This is a genomic window from Sinorhizobium sojae CCBAU 05684, from assembly GCF_002288525.1.
In the GTDB taxonomy this organism is placed as follows: domain Bacteria; phylum Pseudomonadota; class Alphaproteobacteria; order Rhizobiales; family Rhizobiaceae; genus Sinorhizobium; species Sinorhizobium sojae.
This window is the reverse complement of the sequence record NZ_CP023068.1, coordinates 1,451,745-1,472,353: the sequence shown is the minus strand read 5'-3', so window position 1 is coordinate 1,472,353 and position 20,609 is coordinate 1,451,745. Positions and strand designations below refer to the sequence as shown.

Annotated in this window: 26 protein-coding genes and 5 pseudogenes; 17 read left to right on the top strand and 14 right to left on the bottom strand. The window is 60.9% G+C overall.

What is annotated here, in order from left to right; translation table 11 throughout:
- Positions 1–233: 233 nt before the first annotated feature.
- The 4 genes from SJ05684_RS24565 (at position 234) to SJ05684_RS24550 (ending at position 3,517) form a co-directional block, all read left to right on the top strand.
- The gene (locus tag SJ05684_RS24565; RefSeq protein ID WP_034858965.1) at positions 234–1,208 is read left to right on the top strand and encodes a 3'-5' exonuclease; all 975 of its coding nucleotides are present in this window, start codon (positions 234–236) and stop codon (positions 1,206–1,208) included.
- A 135-nt stretch (positions 1,209–1,343) separates the two neighbouring features.
- Complete coding sequence (locus SJ05684_RS24560) at positions 1,344–1,949, top strand: hypothetical protein (RefSeq protein WP_034858967.1); 606 nt, start codon at positions 1,344–1,346, stop codon at positions 1,947–1,949.
- Between the two features lie 243 nt (positions 1,950–2,192).
- Positions 2,193–2,648: a transposase gene (locus tag SJ05684_RS24555; RefSeq protein WP_034858970.1), complete on the top strand. Its 456-nt coding sequence runs from the start codon at positions 2,193–2,195 to the stop codon at positions 2,646–2,648.
- 257 nt (positions 2,649–2,905) lie between these two features.
- Positions 2,906–3,517, top strand: coding sequence for a hypothetical protein (locus tag SJ05684_RS24550; protein ID WP_034858973.1), 612 nt, complete (start codon positions 2,906–2,908; stop codon positions 3,515–3,517).
- A gap of 225 nt (positions 3,518–3,742) precedes the next feature.
- On the opposite strand, the gene SJ05684_RS24545 is transcribed toward SJ05684_RS24550, so the two are convergent.
- Both SJ05684_RS24545 and SJ05684_RS24540 read right to left on the bottom strand, forming a co-directional pair.
- Entirely contained in the window at positions 3,743–3,994 is a 252-nt protein-coding gene (locus SJ05684_RS24545) for a WGR domain-containing protein (protein ID WP_034858976.1), read from the bottom strand.
- A 479-nt stretch (positions 3,995–4,473) separates the two neighbouring features.
- Positions 4,474–5,073 (bottom strand): annotated as a pseudogene (locus SJ05684_RS24540) (transposase); the annotation flags it as partial.
- Between SJ05684_RS24540 and SJ05684_RS24535 the strand changes: the two are divergent.
- Positions 5,061–5,216: pseudogene (locus tag SJ05684_RS24535) on the top strand (ISL3 family transposase); the annotation flags it as partial. The pseudogenes SJ05684_RS24540 and SJ05684_RS24535 overlap by 13 nt on opposite strands.
- Positions 5,217–5,262: 46 nt before the next feature.
- On the opposite strand, the pseudogene SJ05684_RS24530 reads toward SJ05684_RS24535, so the two are convergent.
- The 11 genes and pseudogenes from SJ05684_RS24530 to SJ05684_RS24475 all read right to left on the bottom strand — a co-directional run.
- A pseudogene (locus tag SJ05684_RS24530) lies at positions 5,263–5,856 on the bottom strand (ATP-binding protein); the annotation flags it as partial.
- Positions 5,789–6,275 (bottom strand): annotated as a pseudogene (locus SJ05684_RS24525) (IS21 family transposase); the annotation flags it as partial. The pseudogenes SJ05684_RS24525 and SJ05684_RS24530, both read right to left, overlap by 68 nt.
- A gap of 626 nt (positions 6,276–6,901) precedes the next feature.
- Complete coding sequence (locus tag SJ05684_RS30100; protein ID WP_085939152.1) at positions 6,902–7,069, bottom strand: EsV-1-7 cysteine-rich motif-containing protein; 168 nt, start codon at positions 7,067–7,069, stop codon at positions 6,902–6,904.
- Complete coding sequence (locus SJ05684_RS24510) at positions 7,066–7,296, bottom strand: hypothetical protein (RefSeq protein WP_034858981.1); 231 nt, start codon at positions 7,294–7,296, stop codon at positions 7,066–7,068. The genes SJ05684_RS30100 and SJ05684_RS24510 overlap by 4 nt, the downstream gene beginning before the upstream one ends.
- A gap of 147 nt (positions 7,297–7,443) precedes the next feature.
- Positions 7,444–7,653, bottom strand: coding sequence for a hypothetical protein (locus SJ05684_RS24505; protein ID WP_244938021.1), 210 nt, complete (start codon positions 7,651–7,653; stop codon positions 7,444–7,446).
- Between the two features lie 26 nt (positions 7,654–7,679).
- Complete coding sequence (locus tag SJ05684_RS24500) at positions 7,680–8,006, bottom strand: Ku family protein (protein WP_050980203.1); 327 nt, start codon at positions 8,004–8,006, stop codon at positions 7,680–7,682.
- 41 nt (positions 8,007–8,047) lie between these two features.
- A pseudogene (locus tag SJ05684_RS30985) lies at positions 8,048–8,227 on the bottom strand (hypothetical protein); the annotation flags it as partial.
- 53 nt (positions 8,228–8,280) lie between these two features.
- A complete protein-coding gene (locus SJ05684_RS24490) occupies positions 8,281–8,658 on the bottom strand; it encodes a type II toxin-antitoxin system VapC family toxin (protein WP_034858984.1) in 378 nt (125 codons plus the stop codon).
- Positions 8,655–8,855, bottom strand: a complete 201-nt coding sequence (locus SJ05684_RS24485) for a type II toxin-antitoxin system VapB family antitoxin (RefSeq protein WP_034859045.1) — start codon at positions 8,853–8,855, stop codon at positions 8,655–8,657. The genes SJ05684_RS24490 and SJ05684_RS24485 overlap by 4 nt, the downstream gene beginning before the upstream one ends.
- 352 nt (positions 8,856–9,207) lie before the next feature.
- Positions 9,208–9,519 carry a DUF3861 family protein gene (locus SJ05684_RS24480; RefSeq protein ID WP_034858987.1) on the bottom strand — a complete coding sequence of 104 codons (312 nt, stop codon included), beginning with the start codon at positions 9,517–9,519 and terminating at the stop codon, positions 9,208–9,210.
- Positions 9,520–9,541: 22 nt separating this feature from the next.
- Positions 9,542–10,654: an S-(hydroxymethyl)glutathione dehydrogenase/class III alcohol dehydrogenase gene (locus tag SJ05684_RS24475; protein WP_034858990.1), complete on the bottom strand. Its 1,113-nt coding sequence runs from the start codon at positions 10,652–10,654 to the stop codon at positions 9,542–9,544.
- 174 nt (positions 10,655–10,828) lie between these two features.
- On the opposite strand from SJ05684_RS24475, the gene SJ05684_RS29795 reads away from it, so the two are divergent.
- From SJ05684_RS29795 to SJ05684_RS24465, 3 genes are all read left to right on the top strand, one after another.
- On the top strand, positions 10,829–10,999 hold the full coding sequence (locus SJ05684_RS29795) for a hypothetical protein (RefSeq protein WP_157212032.1): 171 nt from the start codon (positions 10,829–10,831) through the stop codon (positions 10,997–10,999).
- 12 nt (positions 11,000–11,011) lie between these two features.
- Complete coding sequence (locus SJ05684_RS24470) at positions 11,012–11,371, top strand: DoxX family protein (protein ID WP_034858992.1); 360 nt, start codon at positions 11,012–11,014, stop codon at positions 11,369–11,371.
- A gap of 63 nt (positions 11,372–11,434) precedes the next feature.
- Positions 11,435–12,037 carry a TetR/AcrR family transcriptional regulator gene (locus SJ05684_RS24465; protein ID WP_034858994.1) on the top strand — a complete coding sequence of 201 codons (603 nt, stop codon included), beginning with the start codon at positions 11,435–11,437 and terminating at the stop codon, positions 12,035–12,037.
- A gap of 68 nt (positions 12,038–12,105) precedes the next feature.
- Here the strand turns inward: SJ05684_RS24465 and SJ05684_RS24460 are convergent, their stop codons facing one another.
- Positions 12,106–12,522, bottom strand: a complete 417-nt coding sequence (locus SJ05684_RS24460; protein ID WP_034858998.1) for a DoxX family protein — start codon at positions 12,520–12,522, stop codon at positions 12,106–12,108.
- Positions 12,523–12,910: 388 nt separating this feature from the next.
- On the opposite strand from SJ05684_RS24460, the gene SJ05684_RS24455 reads away from it, so the two are divergent.
- From SJ05684_RS24455 to SJ05684_RS24415, 9 genes are all read left to right on the top strand, one after another.
- The gene (locus SJ05684_RS24455) at positions 12,911–13,708 is read left to right on the top strand and encodes an ABC transporter ATP-binding protein (protein ID WP_050980204.1); all 798 of its coding nucleotides are present in this window, start codon (positions 12,911–12,913) and stop codon (positions 13,706–13,708) included.
- Positions 13,705–14,415: an ABC transporter ATP-binding protein gene (locus SJ05684_RS24450; RefSeq protein WP_034859001.1), complete on the top strand. Its 711-nt coding sequence runs from the start codon at positions 13,705–13,707 to the stop codon at positions 14,413–14,415. The genes SJ05684_RS24455 and SJ05684_RS24450 overlap by 4 nt, the downstream gene beginning before the upstream one ends.
- Position 14,416: 1 nt before the next feature.
- Complete coding sequence (locus SJ05684_RS24445; RefSeq protein ID WP_034859004.1) at positions 14,417–15,298, top strand: branched-chain amino acid ABC transporter permease; 882 nt, start codon at positions 14,417–14,419, stop codon at positions 15,296–15,298.
- The gene (locus SJ05684_RS24440; RefSeq protein WP_034859006.1) at positions 15,295–16,305 is read left to right on the top strand and encodes a branched-chain amino acid ABC transporter permease; all 1,011 of its coding nucleotides are present in this window, start codon (positions 15,295–15,297) and stop codon (positions 16,303–16,305) included. Before SJ05684_RS24445 ends, SJ05684_RS24440 begins: the two co-directional genes overlap by 4 nt.
- Before the next feature lies 1 nt (position 16,306).
- Positions 16,307–17,548 (top strand): ABC transporter substrate-binding protein, encoded by a 1,242-nt coding sequence (locus SJ05684_RS24435; protein WP_034859009.1) that lies wholly within the window; start codon positions 16,307–16,309, stop codon positions 17,546–17,548.
- A gap of 194 nt (positions 17,549–17,742) precedes the next feature.
- Positions 17,743–18,417 (top strand): 4-carboxy-4-hydroxy-2-oxoadipate aldolase/oxaloacetate decarboxylase, encoded by a 675-nt coding sequence (locus tag SJ05684_RS24430; RefSeq protein WP_034859012.1) that lies wholly within the window; start codon positions 17,743–17,745, stop codon positions 18,415–18,417.
- Positions 18,407–18,964 carry a cupin domain-containing protein gene (locus tag SJ05684_RS24425; protein WP_034859014.1) on the top strand — a complete coding sequence of 186 codons (558 nt, stop codon included), beginning with the start codon at positions 18,407–18,409 and terminating at the stop codon, positions 18,962–18,964. Before SJ05684_RS24430 ends, SJ05684_RS24425 begins: the two co-directional genes overlap by 11 nt.
- A gap of 64 nt (positions 18,965–19,028) precedes the next feature.
- Positions 19,029–20,243 carry an NAD(P)/FAD-dependent oxidoreductase gene (locus tag SJ05684_RS24420; protein ID WP_034859017.1) on the top strand — a complete coding sequence of 405 codons (1,215 nt, stop codon included), beginning with the start codon at positions 19,029–19,031 and terminating at the stop codon, positions 20,241–20,243.
- A gap of 30 nt (positions 20,244–20,273) precedes the next feature.
- Positions 20,274–20,591, top strand: coding sequence for a 2Fe-2S iron-sulfur cluster-binding protein (locus SJ05684_RS24415; protein WP_034859020.1), 318 nt, complete (start codon positions 20,274–20,276; stop codon positions 20,589–20,591).
- The last annotated feature ends 18 nt before the right edge of the window (positions 20,592–20,609 follow it).

Here is a 20,609-nt window from a genome sequence, read left to right as displayed (position 1 = left end):
TGGTGTGGTTAGGTGGTAGCGAAGCCGCTCGCGAGCGCGCCCTCGAGCGCGCCGTAGCCAGCGAGCGGTGCCGGAAGCTCGGTGTGTCTTTTCAACAGATTTTACGGGCATTTTGGCTTGTGTGTCCGGTTCTGCCGGCTTCATTCGCATTGCCAGAGTCTCCCTCGGTTTCTATCCTGACGCATGATCCGCACCCTACTGGTGCGCCCGAAGCCCGAGGACACTGGAGGCCGATGGCATCTCAGCTGGATATGTTTTCCTCGCCACCTGAGCCAGGGGATGACGTCGTAAAGCTGCGAGGACCCTTGAAGCTGCGGCGGCAGACGCCACTTGATGACGAGGGTATGGCCCGGCTTTTGGAGGAGAGCGGCAGCTATCGTGTGCTGCGCAAGCTTGTCGGTCGCAAAATCGTCGATATACCGCGCCCGGGATTTCCTCGCGTCGGAGTGATTGTCGACACCGAGACGACGGGCCTCGACCACAGCAAGCACGAGATCATCGAAATCGGCGCAGTTGCGTTCACCTTTGACGACGAGGGCCATATCGGCGACGTCACGGGCGTTTACGGCGGCCTGCAGCAGCCAACCGTCCCAATCCCCCGTGAAATCACCCGCCTTACAGGAATCACGGACGAGATGGTTGCCGGGCAGATGATCGATGTCGAATCGCTTCGAGTGTTGCTCGACCCGGCCGACCTGGTGATCGCCCACAATGCCGGCTTCGATCGTCCGTTCTGCGAGGCGTTCTCGAGCATGTTTTGCGGCAAGGCATGGGCCTGTTCCGTCAAGGAAGTCGATTGGGCGACGCGCGGGTTCGAGGGCACGAAGCTCGGCTACCTGATTGGTCAAAGTGGCTACTTCCACGACGGTCATCGCGCCGTCGACGACTGTTTTGCTCTGCTCGAGGTGCTCGCCGGCCGCGACGGGGCGACGGAGCCAAGCGCTTTTACGGAACTTCTCGAGACAAGTCAGCGCTCGCGCGTGCGCATCTTCGCCGAGCACAGCCCCTTCGACATGAAGGATCATCTGAAGGCTCGGGGATACCGCTGGTCGGATGGCAGCGACGGCCGTCCGAAATCCTGGTGGATCGAAATCGACGAGGAGCGGCTCACCGCGGAGCTCGCTTTCCTGAGGTCAGAGATCTACCGGTGGGAAGAGGCCGACCCACCGGTCAAAAGGCTGACGGCGTTCGATCGGTACAAGGCTTGAGGGGATGGCCTCGCCGGGCGGGCCGTGGCATGCAGGTGCGCAGGCTCGTTACCGAGATGGTGTTGCCATCTCGAAAGTGGTGAGAAGCAACAGCTGCAGCAGGATCGCAGTCCGGCTTGCTCAAGGTGGAACACTATGAAATTACCGTGGAAATTCCTTGCCCAATTGATGTCGCGGGGACCATCGGGGGAAGCGCAAGAGAGTTCGATCGAAATCAATGCCGATTCCAAGGTTCTCGAGAGCGAAGTGGAGCATAGGTCCGCGCTTCCGCCTAGTTCAACGATAGCTGCCGGCCGCCCTGCTGACGATGAGGACGACTCGGTTGATCAAGGGTCGGTCGCATCGGATAAGACGAAAGCCGATGACGATTCTGCACAGGCATTAAAATCGCCGATCGATGCTGAAGGGGCCCGAACAACTGCGCGAAACGAAGCCGGCCAATCGGATGCCGAGGCGAATTCGTTGGTTGCGGAAAGCCCGGCAAGCGCAAAGTCGCAGAGCAAACCGCGGCTCAAGCGTCGAGAACGTGGGAGGAGAGCCAACGCCCGGGTGGCTGCGCAGAGCGGTGTCGCCCCAAAGCATCATCAAAGCTTGCAGCCCTCGTCGTCACGTGACCTGTTCTTCCATGAAGTGGCAACACTCGACGAAGAAATCAAAATGCTGAGGAGCCAACTCGCTCAGAAGCTCCATCTGCAGAACGTCCAGCTCAAGAAGATGCTTGAGCGATTCGACGTTTCGTGAGCTTGGCGGACGTGCTCGAGCCGAACCTGGCGCCAACCTGTAGGGGTCGCCACGATCGTCAATTTGGGGGATCGTGGGCAGGCGGCGTCTATTTCAGGTGAGAGTTGGGAGCCTTTCACCGTTGCCGTCAAGCTCTGGGCACAGGCCAGGCCTCAACGTTCCGTAAAGCAGGACTCTCATGGTTGTGTTGACTCTGTGGAACACTCAGCCGAAAACAGGCGATGACTAAAGGAGGGATTGCTGATGGCTGACGAGAGTAATGCGGGACCAATTGCTGCAGCTGTAGCGACGGACGCAGAAGTGAAAGCACCAACGGCTAAGAAGCGGAGGTCGCCACGGCCTCAGAAGGCGGCTTCCGAACCAGTTCAATCAAAGACGCCGGCCGCTAAACGCAGGGGCTATACCGAGCAACAGAAAAGCGAGAAGCTCAAGCTGATTGCGACGCAAGTCACCGGAGGCAACACTCTCAAGGATGCTATCAAGAGCGCCGGCATATCAGAGCAAACCTACTACCATTGGAAAGGTGCTGCGAAACCTGTCGAGCAAAAGGATACGAAGAGCACCAAACCCCTACCGGCCGGCGATGAGTTGGCAGATCTTGTAAAGCTCGAAGAGGAAAACCAGAGGCTCCGCAAGCTGCTGGCGGAGAAGCTGCGAGCGGAAAATGCCGAATTGCGCAAGAGGCTCGGTCTCGACTAACCAGGTCCGGGAATGCGCGGGGGACAGTTTCATCGGCGTCCTCCGTGTTACGCCGAAGCTTATATTTGCTCCCCATTGGCATTGTCGCGGCAAACGCAGCATTGCTGTGTCCCCGCTCTTGCCGGTTGAAAGTCGCGCCAGCTCCCGAGGTTGGCGAGGAGTTGAAGCGCGCGAGGAGGGGCTGTATTGGTGCGCCAGCAGGAATGCAGCGGCGCCAAATCGGCGTTGAATTTTTCACGCTTTGGGATCGAAAGTAGATGAAGACGCCACAACGGAGATTCGTTGTCGAATTCAAGTCGGGACGACGACTGCCAAAAGCCCAGACGAACTCAATCTGGGGGGACACAGATCTCAAGGCTTTGGCCCGCGAAGTGGAAGATACGGCGCTGCATCTGTTCAATTCAAATGAAGCACCTGGAACGCCCGACCCGGGTGAAACCAAGCCGGCTGATCCGATCAATGCAGAGTCTGTCTACGATCGCGCCGACGATGTCGACGTTGCGCGAGCAGCGACAGCATTTACCAACGGCGCAGAGGTCGAAATCCCGAAGCACCATGAGGCCGATCATCCGGCCGAAGCGGTTGGGCAAGTACAGGAGAGCCAACCAGCATCGCAGCCTCGAACGACATCTACCGGCACTCCTAGAAAGCGCGCCAAGCGTGCCGCCGCCCAGGCGATCGCGTACGACTCGAAGGCTCGGCACGAGGATCGAAAGGCGCAGAGCGGGACTGTAGACAATCCCATCTTCCTCGACGAGCTTGCCGCCCTGGATGCAGACAACAAGCGCCTGAAGAGGTTGCTGGCTGAACAGCTTCGTGCACAGAACCTTTGGCTCAAGAAGATGCTTGAACGATTTGATGCCGCATAGCGAGCTGGCACCACTGGCGTCGGGAAAAAACCGCTGAGGCCCGAGTTCCACGGATAGCCGCGGGGCTGCGCTACGTCGATGTCACCTGATTGTTCATTCTTTCTGACGTCGTTGCGGAACTGGGCAATAGAGTTTCTCCAGTTTCCTGCAGTGAAGGCCATTCGGAAATGCCCAAGTTCACTGTCATCCTTTAGGCTCGTGGAAGTGAGCATCGAACGTCAGCGATCAAAAGTGCGGTTGAGGCCTGTAACCGCGCGCTCGCTTCTGGCGAAGCAAGGAAAGGAAGCGGCTTATCGCTTGACGGTCATCCTCAAACAGATGGACGCGCTCCTGGCCGCGAGTACCGATGCGACCCCAGCGACGGATGAGAGCCGAGCCGCCGAAGAGATCCGGCTCGAGCGATATCTCGTAAAAGCGTGCCATGTTTCTGGTCTGATCGATGCGCTGAACATACAGGCGGAACCAATGCTGGGTCATGGCTCCAAACTGGCCGGACAAGGTTCAGGCGTCCAACGACATTTTTGAATCGATCAGCGCTGATCGATTCAAGACGTTGATGCGACGGTGACGTGTCCGTCCGTCGTCCTTCGCAAGCGTTAGCCGAAGAAGCCGACAAGCGGCGCGGCGAAACATTGTCGCGCTAGCCTGTGGTAAACGGGAGTGGGCGGCTGCCGTTTCGCAACCCTCTTTGCAACGGGGGCATTCCAACCACGCCGCCATACGGGAGCGGCGCCGCTGCTTTGGGCCGCGCTTGCGCCGCTCTTCCTCCTCCGAGCCCACATCCGGGATGCCGCCCGCGATGCAGGACGAGGCCGGTCCCAGGCTCCTGTGCGTTGCGGCCCCTCCGGTTTCTTACGCTTCTGCCGGACGGCGCCTTGCCGTCAATGGCCTGCCCCGCGCCAGCCTTCGTGGAAGACCCGTGTTGGCCATGACGGCGGCGGCCGACGCCGCCCGGTGTCGGCCCGCTTCCGCCGTGTGGCCCATTCACTCACGAGCCGGCGCGAACCACGAAAGCCCTGTGTTCTCAAACGCCGCCATAGCTCAGTGCCGTTCCGCTTGCCGGCAGCCCATTGCGCGTCGAGCCATTCGAGATAGGGCTCCAACGAGCTTTCTCTGGACCGAAAAACATCGTTTCGTTGACCTCTGAGCACCTGGCGGACCAAGCCGCGGCTATGACCGGTACGGCGCACGATTTCCTTGATCGTGGCACCCTCCTTTGTCAGCGCAATGATGACCGCGTTGGTCTGTTCGCGCCTGAGATAGCCTTCGTATTGAAGGCGTTTGGCCGCCGTCAGCAGCTTGGGATTGACGCGCGTTGCTCCGAGTGTCTTGCGGATTTGCCGCATCGATTTGCGGACGGCGTCCAGGAACGCACGGCTGGCATTCTCCATCAAATGCCATCGATCAGCGACCTGCACTGCATCGGGCAATGCCCTTGCGGCCGCCAGCCCGTAAGCGCCGCCACGATCGCGGGCAATGATTTGGATTTGGGCATTCTGCCGCAGCCAAGCCTCTGCCGTCGCCGGCTCACGGTCCGGCAGCAAGCAACGATACCTTGCTCCGCGTCATCCGCAGGCAAGGACTACCGCCATCGACCCCGCCCTCGGTGATTGGCATCGACGACTGGGCCTGGCGGCGCAATCATCGCTACGGCACGATCGTGTGTGACCTGGAGCGTCGGCGGCCGGTCCGTCTAATCTCGCCTTCGGAGAATGGCCGAGCGTCTTCGGCGACGCCAAGATGATAGTCGTTACGATGATGGAGGTGCGCTCGTAGAGCCTGCTGATCAGATGGAACAGGAGTTGGCCGCCGGCCTGAGCGAAGGGCAGATAGCCGAGCTCGTCGAGGATGATGAAGTCGAGGCGATTCAGATAATCGGCGAGCCGCCCCTGCTTGCCGGAGCGGGCTTCGGTCTCGAGCTGGTTGACGAGATCGACGACATTGAAGAAGCGACCGCGCGAGCCGTTACGGATGAGGGCACGCGCGATGGCGATGGCCAGATGGCTCTTGCCGGTTCCCGTTCCGCCTACGAGGACGATGTTGTGCTGTTCGGCCAGGAAGTTACCGGTGGCGAGTTCGCGGATCAGCCCCTCGTTGATGGGCGTTCCGTCGAAGTCGAAGTCGTCGATGTCCTTGGCGAGCGGCAGCTTGGCGACTGTGAGCTGGTAGCGGATGGAGCGCGCCTGCTTCTCGGCGATCTCCGACTGCAACAGGTCGCCGACGATACGCGGCGGCTCGTGCTGCCGCTTGATGGCGTTCCCCATGATCTCGTCATAGGCGCTGCGCATGCCGAAGAGCTTCAGCGTGCTCATGAGTTCGAGAACCTGCGTGCGTTCCATCAGCTTGCCCTCCTGAGGCTGTCGTAACGGGCGCAATCGGCCACCGGCTCATGGGTCAGCCGAAGCGCGTCGGGAATGGAAAGGCGCTCGGCCGGCGCGGGATCGCGGGCGCGGGCGAGGATGTTGATGATGACGGCGGCCGAGAAGGCGCCGTGATCGAGGGCTTCCTGGCAGGCCGCTTCGACGGCCGGCAATCCATCGGTCGCGACGCATCCGAGGATCGCGACCATCTGCCGATCGCCGTCCGGGGCGTTCTTCAGCTTGCGCCGCACCTTCTCCATCGCCGCGGGCAGAACCCATTCCCGGAACGGCGCACCGTTGCGCAGAGCGCCGGGTTTGCGGGCACTCTTCCTAATCAGGAAAACAAGCTCTCCCGATTGAACCGGCTGACGATGCGGCGCCAGCCGGCTCTCCTGACGAGATCACCTTCGCGAACCTACCGGAATGGTTCGATCTGTTCTGCAGTTGCCGCAGATGCGGCCGCGAAAGTCGAATTGATCGGCGCGCGCTTGCACCGGTTCTTTTCGCATGGCGCTATAGCATTTGGTCCTCGTTCAGTGGCCGCTTCAACAAGACGGCTCCCGCTTCGCACGCTCGGCGCGCGCCAGGCACGGTAACTGGAAACGAGATTCGGGGCAAAACGGTCGATACTCTCGCTGGCGCGGCACCTACGCTGCACGAAATGCGGCAACAAGGACGGCAACGTTGTAAAGCTCGGGAAGGTCCGTCGATGAATGGCGTTTACCGACGTTGTACGGAGACTCGCATTGAAGAAGCTAACGGCCACTACGCTTATCGCACTCGGAGTGGCGCACGCTCAACTTTCCTTCGCCTCTGCCGATAGGTGAGCCGACAGCGGTCATAGAAGCGGTTCGCGGTCCTGTCGCAGCCGTTAGCGATTGCCAACTCCGTCAACAACGCGGGCATGCTGCGGTCACCGAGGCGCTTGAGAATCTGTGCGGCGTCGTATCTCTTCTTCACACCGCACTCGCATTCAACCCGGATCTTCCGTCCAGCAAGCTCAGATAGCCACCAGGCACCAGCTCTAGGCATTGCGCGGCTTCCATTCCGGCCGGTGCTCAAAGCAGAACCAATTCGGATTCGCCTTACCGACCGCAAATCCGAAGGCGCCCCATTTCTTACAGCCGGTATGCTCGCAATAGTGCACGTAGAGTGCCGTGTCGTGCCTGGCCGCGCCTTGCTCGTCGCTCATCTCGTCACCTCATCTTGGCGCTCTTGGCAGGGTGCCCAGCGTCTGGTGAAGCCGACGCTCATCGCGATCTGAGCCAGCGCCAATTGCTCGCGCAGATGCTTGCAGTCGGCGAGGAGTGTCCGGATTGTCGCTTCCGCGTCACCGCCGTGCCAGGCAAGTGCTGACGCAACCTCATCCATCCATGTGTCGAATTCCTCGATCTCGGACGTTTGCTTCTCAGCAGACATGACGTCTCCTTCTCCGCGTTCGCACGAAGTCCTTTGCCCCACAGATTCTCAGATTGGCGGCCGCACCGCCGATGAATGTTCTTATTATGTTCTCATCGTCGCTGGAGTCAATGCGGCGCTTAATGCTGCTTTTCTCTTTCCAGCAGCTCAACAGCTTGCGCTTGCAATGTCGAGGCACAAACTCTCGTACCAAGGAATAAAGGCTTCTCGGGCGGGATCTTTGCGCAGATCCTCGATCTTCATCGCCGCAACCGCATACGACTCGAAAAGCCGGTCTAGCTCGCGGCTTTTTACCGAGCGAAGTTGCTCTTGATGAAGGGGCAGAGCCAGAGCCAAGCGGGCTCTGCCGTTGCGCATTAATGACATTCCCATCACTGTTGCGGCTAAGAGGCCTTGCGGCCCGGCTTCTTGCCCTCGAGGCTTTGCTTGAGAGCCGACATCAGGTCGATGATATTTCCTCTCTCGGCCGGTTCTGCACCGCCTTTGGGCTTGGCGGCCTTGACGGGCTTCGTAGCCTTCCGCTTCTTCTCGATGATCTCGAGCAGTTTTTCCTGGACAGGGTCGCGGACCATGTCGGGCGTCCACGGTTTCCGCTGTTGCTCGATGAGCTTGACGATCAGCGGCAGCATCTCCGGGTCGGCCTTCTCGTCAATGTCCTCGAAATAGGCTTCCTCCTTGCGAACCTCATCACCGTACCGGAGTGTCCACACAATATGGAGTTCTCCCTGCGATCTGTAACCGGTGTTCTGCCCCCACGCTGCTCGCGCATGGCGCGGATCGTGTCAATTGACCGGTCAAGAAGTCGGCTGATCTTGTTGGTCGTCAGCTTGTTAGGCTCGTTTGCAGCCTTGATCAGCTCAGCGATGAAATTGGTTGCAGGTTGTCGAGCATCTTTCTGGTGCCCATAAGCTGGTCGATCATGGACCTCGATGGCCATCAGTGTTCCCGGTTCACGCGCCGGAGAAAACGTAATGCCGGCGCGGTTCACACGTTCATGGGTGCATGCAGTGAAACGCCTGCCTTTTGAGCAGCTGCCGCAAGGCGCTTGTCTCTGGTCCATAAGGTCGATCGCCGGTCGAGTAGCGTCGAAGCCAGCAAGTGCGCATCCGTATAGCCAATCCCCATGCTGAAGATCAAATGTCGATCAATCATCGTCATGACCTCGTCATGCGTAGCTACAAATGCTTCCCGCTGGGCTACTAGGAAAGCCAGCACAGCGCCACGGTCGCGAAGACTGCCAAGCGCCAATTCGCCGATGACGACAGGGTGGCAGAGTAGGCGATCATCTTCAATAATCTTGCGTAGCTCGACGTCTCCGTGGCGGAAATGATCTATCCAGATTGAGGTGTCTACCAGTATCACTCGACCACTTCGCTCCGGCGGCGAGGCGCTGCTTCTGCGTCCGGCATGGTTCCCCCGAGCGCAATTAGGCGCTTTCCGGACTCAATCCGCACGAGTGTCTCTAATGCTTGGCGGACAAGCGCGGCTGTTTCCTTCGTGCCAGTAAGAGATCTTGCCCTTTCCACCAGATTGTCATCGAGATTAATGGTAGATCGCATGATCGAACTCCTAATTTTTAGCATCAAAAATAGCACCATATGGTGCGATAATCTACGCCTTATTCACCTGCGGCTTTGATGCAGATGACTGGCTATGAGCCAGAGCTATAGGAGCGTCGGTCCGTATCGCATCAAGACCAGCGCGTATAGTAGGTCGGTTGACTCCCGAGGGTGGCGTTCGATCGGTCATTGAGCGATCGTCTCAGGTGGCAAATTTGGTATTCAGCGCGAGCGGATAGGGGCGCTTCTCGCCGAGCCACCGCTTTGCGCTGCACTAAGATGTTACGGTTTCTGAGCCTCAAAGTCGCAAGTTGTCTCCGCTGCGAGTACACGGCAGATCGGTCCAGCAAAATCAATGTCGCTCGATCGCAGCTCGGCTCTTTAGGAATGTGATGAACTCACGGAAGCCGGCACGAAGCGGGTTGAACAGCGCATTTCCCTTTTCTTGCAGCATCACTTCCCCGAGCAGCTTCAGTCCGACGGCGGCGGCTGCTGCGTCATCCGGAGCGAGGCCGGTGGTGCGGCGCATGCGCTCCACTATGTCGATGATGTCGTCATGGTTGACATGTTCGAAGGTCAGTATGGCAGGCTCCTCGGGAACGCTGCCGTCGCCCCCGCCAACCAGCCTCAGGGATACTTCGTAGGTGTAGCCTGAAGAAGCCACGATTTTTCCTTTGCTGTCTCATTCAGTAGAGGACGACGGAACGGATCGATTTGCCTTCGTGCATCAGATCGAAGGCCGTGTTGATCTCGTCGAGTGGCATGGTGTGGGTGATCAGATCGTCGATGTTGATCTTGCCCTCCATGTACCAGTCGACGATCTTCGGGACGTCGGTGCGGCCACGGGCGCCGCCGAAGGCCGTGCCCTTCCATACGCGCCCGGTGACCAGTTGGAACGGACGCGTCGAGATCTCCTTGCCGGCTTCGGCAACGCCGATGATGATCGACTCGCCCCAGCCGCGATGGCAGCATTCGAGCGCCTGGCGCATGACATTGGTATTGCCGGTTGCATCGAAGGAGAAGTCGACGCCGCCGCCAGTCAGGTCCTGGATGGCCTCGACGACTTTGCCGGTCCCGACCTCGTTCGGGTTGACGAAGTCGGTCATGCCGAAGCGGCGCGCCATCTCCGCCTTGGCGGGGTTTAGATCGACGCCGATGATCCGGTCGGCGCCGACCATGCGGGCACCTTGGATAACGTTGAGGCCGATTCCGCCGAGGCCGAACACCGCGACACTTGCACCCGGCCAGACTTTCGCCGTGTAGATGACCGCGCCGATGCCGGTCGTCACGCCGCAGCTGATGTAGCAGATCTTGTCGAAGGGGGCGTCCTCGCGAACCTTGGCGGCGGCAATTTCGGGAAGGACCGTGAAGTTCGAGAAGGTCGAGCAGCCCATGTAGTGGAAAATCTCGCCAGCGTCGCAGGAAAAGCGGGTGGTCCTGTCCGGCATCAGCCCTTGACCCTGCGTAGCCCGGATCGAGGTGCAGAGGTTGGAGCGTTGCGACAGGCAGGTTTTGCACTCCCGACATTCGGGCGTATAGAGCGGAATGACGTGGTCGCCAGGCCTCAGCGATGTGACGCCAGGACCTACCTCCCTGACGATTCCGGCGCCCTCGTGCCCGAGGATCGCCGGGAACTTGCCTTCCGAATCCAGGCCGGAGAGCGTGTAGGCGTCCGTGTGGCAGACGCCGGTTGCCATGATCTCGATGAGAACTTCCCCGGCCCTAGGGCCGCCGATTTCGATGGTCTCGATCGACAGGGGTTTGTTGGCCGCCCAGGCGACCGCGGCGCGTGATTTCATGTGGAGTCCTCCCTGGAGATGCGCCGATTGCGGCATTGACGTTCGTTAGGGTTGGCAGATACTATTTGGTATCTGAAATTGCAAGGCGCAGTTTCGAGATGGTATTCACACGCTGGCTCGGAAAAACGAGCGATACGACGTTCAGCTAAGTTGACGGAGACAGGGAGGGTTCGAATGTTTGATTTCGCGGGAGCGCAGCCGCCGAGCGGTTCGGGGGCTGTTATGAGGGCGCCGGTCACAGACGATTCCGGCGAGGTGCTCGTGGCGGAGTCTCGCCAGAGGTCGCGCGGTACGGCAGCACCGGGTGACGGCAAGCGCCACGTCGAAGCGCCGAACGCGGCATAGGAGGGCCTGGGAATGGATTTTATCTTGATCGAACCGAGCGCAATCCTTCGGATGCTGTGCGGCCTGTGGTTCATTCCCCATTGCATCGGCAAAATGCGCAATGTCGGGCCTGCCTCGGCCACATTTGCCAAGGCCGGGTTCCATCCGGCTGGCGCATTCGTGATCATTACCATTATCGTTGAGTTGACTGCCGGTGCGGGACTGGTTCTCAATATCTTTCCGCGCCTTGCCGCCGGGCTGGCTGTCGCCGTGCTGCTTGGCGCCAGCTATGCCGTCCTTCGCATCAACGGTTGGAACTGGCGCTGGCAGAAGCAGGGGCCGGAGTTCATGATCTTCTGGTCGGTGGCGTGCGTCCTGGCCGTGCTTGATTGACGCTCCGATGTTTTCGAGATACTGCGAGGTATCCGAGTGCGATAGCAATCAGGGAGAGTAATCTTGGCGCGATTGACACGGGAACAGAGTCAGGCGCGGACGAAAGCAAAGCTGCTGGCGTCCGCGCGCGAGGTCGTCGCCCGCGAAGGCTACGAGGGCGCAACTATCGAGCGCATCGCCGAGGAAGCGGGTTTCAGCAAGGGAGCCTTCTATTCCAATTTCAACGGCAAGGAAGACATTTTCCTCTACCTGCTCGAGACCCATGCGGGCGAAGACGTGGTCGAGCTCCAGGAACTGCTCGGGCCAATCGAAGATCCGCGCGAGTTGATCGATACGTTAAGCAGTTGGGCCCAGGAGCGCTCTACCGACCCGAGCTGGGGGATGCTGGCATTGGAGCTCTTCCGCCACGCGCGACGCAATGCCACCTTCGGAGAGCGCCATTCGAACCTGTTCCGCGCTCAATGGGAGGGGCTCGGCAAAATCCTGCTTCGGATGTTCCCGGAGGGCGAGGCGCCCGCCGGGCCGACCGCTCTCGGCGGCATCGTTTTTGAGCTGACCTATGGGGCGGCGTCGAGCTTCACAAATGGACCGACGGTCGGCGAACTGGTGAAAGTCGCCCTGACATCGATGTATGAGGCCTACGGCGCCAAGGAAGAGGCGAGCTGAGCCTTTTGCGGGTGCGACGTCCGGGGAGTGCCCGCGACACGGTTATCGGCCGCGGGCGAGGGCCATGATCAGCCGGTTGCCTTGCGATTGAAGGTCGGGCGCACCGCAAGCGCACCATCGCCTGCAAGAACAACCGCCGCCAATCCAACGATCCACAGCGCCAAGAATTCCCATCCGCCATTCGGGTTGGTGAAGAAGAAGCCTGCCGCGGCATGGACTGTGATGATCGCGCCGAGCAATACCGGTATCAGGGCAAGCGCAGCCACCCGCGCGAAAAAGCCGACGATGAGGGCGACGCCGCCCAGGGTCTCGACAGCGATCGTCAGATAGGCGAGGGCAGCCGGCAGGCCGAGGCTTGCAAAGAACTGTGCCGTCCCGGCCGGCGTGAAGACGAAGACCTTCAAACCGGCATGGGCGAGAAATAGTAGCCCGAGTGCCACCCGCAGTATGAGGATGGCGTAGGGGGCAGTTCGTGAATCGATCATATTATTTGTCTCCTGTTGGATGGTCTGGTGGTTTGGCGCAGCATCCGGCCGGTCCTGACCCGGCGAGGCTTCTGGCGCAGTTCGATATGATGCGCTGCCGCCGTTGACGGCGCAGGCATGAAGATTTCGCTCGCTGACATCTCTCCTCCATTTTGCCGTTTCAGCCGGCTCTCCCCGCTTGCAGCCGCCCGGTGCACCCGAGGTTTCCGCTAACGACCGCCTCACATCATTTCCTACCCGACGGCTTGCCCCTACACCTCAAAGTAAGCATTGACATACCATTCGGACTTCAGATACTTTGCGGTATCTTGAGGATTGTCAAGGCGCCGCAGAGGAGAATTGGCGGGGACAACCTCGGAACCGACTGAACAGCCCCAGGGAGGATAGGATGGCTGTGGATCTCAAGGCTGCCGGCAGCGGCGGCCCGGTGCTTTCCGTCGAAAATGTCGATGTGCGCTTTGGCGGCATACATGCGCTCAAGGGCGTCTCGCTCAGCGTAAATGCCGGCGAAATATGCGGCCTGATCGGACCGAACGGCGCCGGCAAGACGACGCTGTTCAATTCCATCACCCGGCTTAGCGCAGTGACCGCCGGTTCGATCCGTCTTTGCGGACAGGCGATCGAGACGGTACCCGCGCGCCGGATCATTCATATGGGCATTGCGCGCACATTTCAGAACCTCGGCATCTATGGCGCCATGACGGTTCTGGAGAATGTCATGCTTGGCGCCCACCACTTGACCGGCGGCCGCTTTGTCGAGGCGGTGCTTCGACCCGGGCGTGCCCGTCATCGGGAAAGCGAGAGCGAGCAGCGGTGCCGTGCGATACTCGACGATCTCAAGCTTTCCGGCGTTGCTGACGAGGCGGCAGGCTCGCTGCCCTATCCGACGCAAAAGCGGATGGAAATCGCCCGGGCGCTTGCCTCCCGTCCCACGGTGCTTCTCCTCGATGAGCCGGCGGGCGGCCTCACCCATGGCGAGGTCGCTGAATTCGGCGAGCTCGTCGCCCGCGTTCGCGAGGACCATGGCGTCGCGATCGTCCTAATCGAGCATCACATGGGGCTCGTCATGAGCCTTTGCGATCGCGTCGAGGTTTTCCATCTCGGTCGCAATCTGGCGAGCGGCACGCCCATGGAGGTGAAGGCCAATCCGGCAGTCATCGACGCCTATCTCGGGAGGACACGATGACAATGCTGCAGGTGAAGTGCCTGTCTGCCGGATACGGCGCAGCCGACGTTTTGCATGGCGTTGACTTTTCCGTCGAGCAAGGCGCGATCGTAGCGCTGCTCGGGTCGAACGGCGCCGGCAAGACGACGATCCTCAGAGCCCTGTCGGGACTCATGCCCGCCCGGGGAACCGTCGATTTTTGCGGCTCGAATCTCAACGGCTGCAACGCGGCACAAAGGGTGGCGCTCGGCCTTGCGCACATACCACAGGGCCGCGGAACCTTCGGCGACTTCACGGTTGAGGAGAACCTTGCGGCTGGTGCTTATACGATCGGCGACAAGCGGCAGATCGCTTCCGACATGGAACGGTGGTACGCGGCCTTTCCCCGGCTCTCCGAGCGGCGGCGGCAGCAGGCCCTCAGCCTCAGCGGCGGCGAGCAGCAGATGCTGGCGCTTGCCCGGGCGCTGATGTCGCGCCCGAGGCTGCTGATGTGCGACGAGCCTTCGCTCGGTCTGGCGCCGGCGATCACGCAGGAGATCTTTGAGATCTTCAAGACGCTCAACCGCGAGCACGGCATGACGCTCCTGATCGTCGAGCAGAATGCCGATTTGACGCTGCAGTTTGCCCATCGCGCCCATGTTCTTGAAGCCGGAGCAATCACGGTGAGCGGCGCAGCACGGGACCTCCTCGGCAACGAGGTTGTCCAGCAATCCTACCTCGGAGTGTGAGATGGCTTTGTTCTTCCAACTCGTCGTCGATGGACTCGCCTCCGGGGCCATCTACGCGTCGCTGGCGATGGCGCTGGTCCTGATCTTTCGCGCAACGCGCATCGTCAATTTCGGTCAGGGTGAGATCGCCACCTTCTCCGCCTATTGCGCCTGGCAGCTCTGCGAATGGGGGCTGCCGATGATGGTTTCTTTCCCCCTCGTCGCGCTTCTGTCCTTCCTGCTTGGCATCGGCGTCTTCCGCTTCGTCGTCCGGCCCGTTTCCAAGGCCCCTGTCGAAACGGTCGTCGTCGTTACACTCGGCCTGTTCGTGGTGTTACAGGCGTTTTCGCTATGGCTCTGGGGCTCGGACCAGCGAGCCTTTCCCTCAATGTTCCCCAGTGTCGGCTGGGACGTACTGGGCATTCGCGTGACGGCAAGTGCCGTCGGCACGCTGGCGGTGCTTCTCTGTCTTGCGATCGCGATGGGAGCGACCTTCCGGTTCACGAGGCTCGGCCTCGCCATGCGCGCCTCCGCCTATGACAGTGAAAAGAGCCTCCTCGTCGGGATCCCCGTAGAGCGCATGCTGATGCTTGGCTGGGGCTTTGCAGCAACGATCGGGTTCGTCGCGGCTGCGCTGGTCGCACCGCGACTGTTTCTCAGTCCGACCATGATGATGCCGATCCTGCTTTATGCCCTTGCGTCGGCCACTCTTGGCGGCTGGGACAGTCCGCTCGGCGCCATGATCGGCGGCTTGATCGTCGGAGTGGCCGAAAGCGTCGGCGCTGCCTTCCTTCCCTTCATCGGCGCGGATCTGCGTGTGGTCATCCCGATCATCGTCGCCCTCCTTGTCCTGCTCGTTCGGCCTGTAGGCCTTTTCGGTACTCGCACGGTGGTCAAGCTATGAGCACGCAACATCTTCGATTTGTCCCAGCGGGCCTTCTCGCTGTGGCCGCCCTCGGTCTGCCTCTCACGGTCCCCGACTTCCTGCTGTTCGAGTTCAGCATAGCGGTCTCCTACGGCATCGCTGTGCTCGGCCTCAATCTGCTGCTCGGCTTCACTGGCCAGATCTGCCTGGCACAGGGCGCTCTCTTCGGAGTTGGCGCCTACACGACGGCTATCCTCAACGTCAATTTCGGCTGGGATCCGGTCGCCACTCTTCCTGTATCGGCCATCGTCACCGGCTCGGTCGGCGTGCTACTCGGGCTGCCGGCGCTGAGGCTGCAAGGGTTGCAGCTTGCGATCATCACCTTTGGCGTCGCATGCGCCTTTCCGCAACTCTTGTTGAAGATGGACGGGCTCACGGGCGGCGTCACCGGCCTTGCCACCGATCAGCCGTTTGCGCCGAAATGGTTTGCGGGAAGCCAGGAAGCGTGGCTCTACGGCCTGACGCTCATCTGCGCCGCGGTTTCGGTGCTGATCGTCAGGCGGCTGCTGCGGGGTGACACCGGTCGCCTCATGCGCGCCGTCCGCGACAATCCGGTGATCGCCGAGGCCATGGGCATCAACCTGGTGAAAGGCCGGCTGGCAGCCTTTGCCGTGAGTTCCGCACTCGCAGGGCTCGGCGGCGGACTCTTCTGCATCCTGAACGGCTTCATCAGCCCCCAGTCCTTCCTGCCGATGAAATCGATCGACATCCTGATCGGCGGCATCGTCGGCGGCATCACCAGCATTGCCGGCGCGTTCATCGGTGCGGTGTTCGTGGTCTTCGTACCGGGTGTTACTACCGACATAAGCCCGGCGCTCGGCGGCTTGATCTACGGCCTCTGCCTGATCGGCATGATGATGGTCGCGCGCCAGGGCATCGCCGGATTGCGGATCGACAAGCTCAAGGCGGCCGTTCCGGGTACCCTCAAATTCAAGGTTTTGTCACGGATGCCGGGCGCATTGCCCGGCCAATTGGGAGGAGAATGACATGCCGATACGCATTCCGAAGGGAGCTTTCAGCCTGATGCAGGTGCTGGCGTTGGCTGGACTCATGGCCAGCGTCGCGCGGGCCCAGCAGAGCGAGACCCCTGGCGTTACGGACGACGTCGTCAAGATCGGCATATCGGGACCGCTGACGGGCCCCGTCGCGGCGATCGGTGCGATCGCCGATGGCGTCAGGACGAAGGTCGATGCCGTCAATGCCGGTGGAGGCGTGAAGATGGGCGACGGCAAGACCCGCAGGATCGAGCTCCTCGTGGAGGACGACGGCCTCGATCCGCAGCGCACGCTCACCAATGTGCGAAAGCTGGTGGAGCGTGAGGAGGTGTTCGCCGTTCTTGCGACTGCAGGAACGCCCAACAATCAGGCGATCGGCCGGTATATTACGCAGCGCGAGGTGCCGAACCTGTTCATGTATTCGGGCGTCCACGAACTCGCGGGACCGGAATGGGAGATAGGTCTCGTCCCGTCCTTCACGACTGAGGCAGCCGTGTTCGCCCGTTACCTCGTCGAGACGAAGCCGCAGGCGAAGATCGCGCTGCTATATCTGAACACCGAGACGGGGCAGATCTTCCGCAAGGCTCTCGAGGACGCGGTCAGCATGTCAAACATCCAAATCGCCGCCGCTCAGCCGGTGACATCGGCCGATCCGACCGTCGAAACCCAGCTTTCGACCCTGAAGGCTTCCGGCGCGGACACACTAGTGGTGATCACCGGTCCGAAGCAAGGTGCCGAAGCCGTGCGTTTCGCGGCGGAAAGCGGCTGGAAGCCGACGACTCTCGTCTCGAACATCGCCGCTTCCGTCGCGTCCCTGAAGCCGGCGGGTCTGGAAAATGCGAAGGGCGTTATAACCAGCCAATATCTGAAGCAGGTGAATGCGACTGCTCCAGGAGACGATCCGGGTGTCACCCGTTACGTCGCCGATCATCAGGCCGCCAAGGCTCGCTATTCACTGGACGATGCGCTTGGTCAGGTCGGCTATGCAACCGGCGACGCGCTGGTCAGGGTGCTTCAGTCGATGAAGGCGCCAACGCGCGAAGCGTTGATGGAGACTGTCCGCAACCTTAACGGCGTCGAGCTGGATCTTCTGTTGCCGGGGATCACACTCAATACGAAGAGCGCTGAAGACGTTTACCCGATCGAGAGCCTTCAGCTCTTTCAGTTCGACGGCTCTGCCTACCAGCCGCTCGGAAAGATGATCTCCTTCGAGGGGAGGACCCCCTCTCACTGATCACAATCGATGTGCGCGGCATTGGGGGGCTCAGGCGCTGCGCTCGGGCCCCTTTTTTTCTGCCTGACACCCGCGGAACTTCTCACTTGTGACATTGACATTCGCATTAGAATTCAGATACTAATTAGTATCTACAAAAACAAGATGATCGTCGGGCGGTACGTTCGGCGGTCGTGGTGACCGGGAGGGGCATCATGGCAAAGGTAATGCGAAACATAAGTCGGACCGACGAGGATATTGTGCGCGGTCTTGGCGAGCTTGGCGTGGCGACAATTCATGAGGCGCAGGGCAGGAAAGGGCTCCTCGCTCCCCACATGCGGCCGATCTACCGGCCCGCCAGGATTTCCGGCAATGCGCTGACCTGCGAGGTCGCGCCCGGCGACAACTGGATGATCCATGTGGCGCTAGGCGAGGCCCGGCCGGGAGATATTCTGGTCGTGGCGCCGACATCGCCTTGCGACGACGGCTATTTCGGCGACCTCCTGGCGACCTCCGCCAAAGCGCTTGGGATTCGCGGGCTCGTCATCGATGCCGGCGTCCGCGATGTCGCGGCGCTGACCGAGATGCAGTTCCCGGTCTGGTCGAAATCGATTTTCGCACAGGGCACGGTCAAGGAGACCCTGGCCAATGTCCAGGTGCCGATCGTCTGTGCGGGCTGCCTGATCAACCCCGGCGATGTCATCGTAGCCGATGACGACGGCGTTTGCGTAGTCCCGGCCGAAAGTGCGGCAGCAGCACTCGAGAAGGGGCGGCAGCGGGAGCGCATGGAGGAGGAGAAGCGACTGCGCTATGCAGCGGGCGAGCTGAGCCTCGACGTCAACAATATGCGCCCGAAGCTCCTGGAGGAGGGACTCGTCTATGTCGGTTGACAAGCAGACTGACGTGCCGCGGCGGGTGGTGACAGGCATCAGGAATGGTCGTTCTGTCTTCATCAGCGACGGAGAGGTGCCCAATGCGCATCTTCATGCTTCCGTCCCGGGCTTCGTGACTTCGGTCTGTTGGGCAACGGCGCCCGAACCGAAGCTTCCCCTGGACGAATCGGACCCCGCCCTGCCCGGGATCGCAATCACGCCTTCCGTCGGCGAGACGCGCCTGATGATCGTTCGTTTCCCGCCGGATTCGGTGATGGCCGACCCGAGTTTCGATCCGGCAGCAGCGGCGGTTGAGCAGCAGGTGCAGTTGCCGGGGCTCGCAGAACTCTTCGAGCGCGAAAACCCCGGCATGCACACGACGGATTCGATCGACTACGACATCGTGCTCGAAGGCGAGATCTGGCTGGAGCTCGATGACGGGGCGGAGGTGCATCTGCGCCAAGGCGACATCGCGATCCAGTGCGGAACGCGCCATGCCTGGCGAAACAAGGGGACGTTGCCGGCAACGATGGCCTTCGTCCTGATTGGAGCAGCGCGTTCCTGAGCAACATCGCTCGCACGCGCGGAAATCAACACATGTGCAAATTACGCTGCCGGAGGAGGGCGCGATGCATTACGATTGCCTCATCGTCGGAAGCGGGCACGGCGGTGCCCAGGCAGCGACGTCGCTTCGCCAGAACGGCTTCCAGGGATCGATCGGCCTCCTCGGCGAGGAGCGGGATCCTCCTTATGAACGTCCGCCCCTCTCCAAGGACTATCTTCTTGGTGGCAAGACGTTCGACCGCATTCTGATCCGGCCGGCTGAGTTCTGGACGTCGCGCAACATCGACCTTTGGCTCGGAAACGAAATCGTCAAGGTCGACGCGAAGGAGAAGCAGGTCCTGTGCGCGGATGGCACCAACTTCAGTTACGGCAGTCTTGTCTGGTCCGCAGGCGGGCGCCCGCGCCGGATGACTTGCCCCGGCCATGATCTTCAAGGCATCCACGCGGTCCGGACACGCTCGGATGTGGACCGGCTCGTGGAGGATCTTGCCAGCGCTGAACGAGTGGTAGTCGTCGGCGGCGGTTACATCGGGCTCGAGGCCGCGGCTGCGCTAACCAAGCTTAGGAAAACGGTGACCGTCGTCGAGGCGATGAACAGGGTGCTCGCCCGCGTGGCAGCGGAACCGCTGTCACGTTTCTACGAGCGGGAGCACCGTGACCACGGGGTCGACATCAGGCTCGAGACCGGTATCGAGAGCTTTGTCGGCAACAAGGGGCGCGTCACGGGCGTCCTCTTGAAAGATGGTGAGACGCTGCCTGCGGATATCGTCATCGTCGGCATAGGTATCGTGCCTTGTGTCGAACCGCTGACCGAGGCCGGAGCGGCGGGAGAGAACGGCCTCGATGTCGACGAGCATTGCCGGACAAGTCTGCCAGACGTTTTCGCGATCGGCGACTGCGCTCGGGTCAAGAGCACCCACGGCCTGCGGATCGAGTCCGTGCAGAACGCCCACGATCAGGCCACTGCCGTGGCAAAGACACTTTGCGGTGAACTGACGCCCTACAGCGCAATCCCCTGGTTCTGGTCGAACCAGTACGACCTCCGGCTTCAGACCGTGGGTCTTTCCGCCGGCTTCGACAGAACGGTGGTGCGGGGCGATCCCAACACCCGCAGCTTCAGTATCGTCTATCTCCGCGAGGGTGCGGTGATCGCCCTCGACTGCATCAATTGCGTCAGGGACTACGTTGAGGGCCGGTTGCTGGTCGAAAGGGGCGCGCGAGTCAGTCCGGACGTTTTGGCAAACAACAGCATCAGACTGAAATCGCTGGCCGTTGCGTGAAGCAGACGAGAGCGATGTGGGAGGTATAGAATGTCGAATTTTACGGTTATCTCGCGAAACGGACAGGTCGTGCCCGTCGAGGGGCGCGATGGAATCTCGATCATGGAGCATATCCGCGATGCGGGCGTGGACGAGTTGCTCGCGCTTTGCGGCGGCTGCTGTTCCTGTGCCACCTGTCACGTCTATGTCGATGACGAATTCCAGGAACATCTACCGGCGCTCTCCGTCGACGAAGACGATCTGCTCGACAGTTCGGATCACCGCCGGAGCCAATCGCGGCTGTCCTGCCAGGTTCGCTTCACCCCGGAGCTAGCGGGCATGATCGTGACGCTGGCGCCGGAAGACTGAACCGGTCAGTCGCAACGA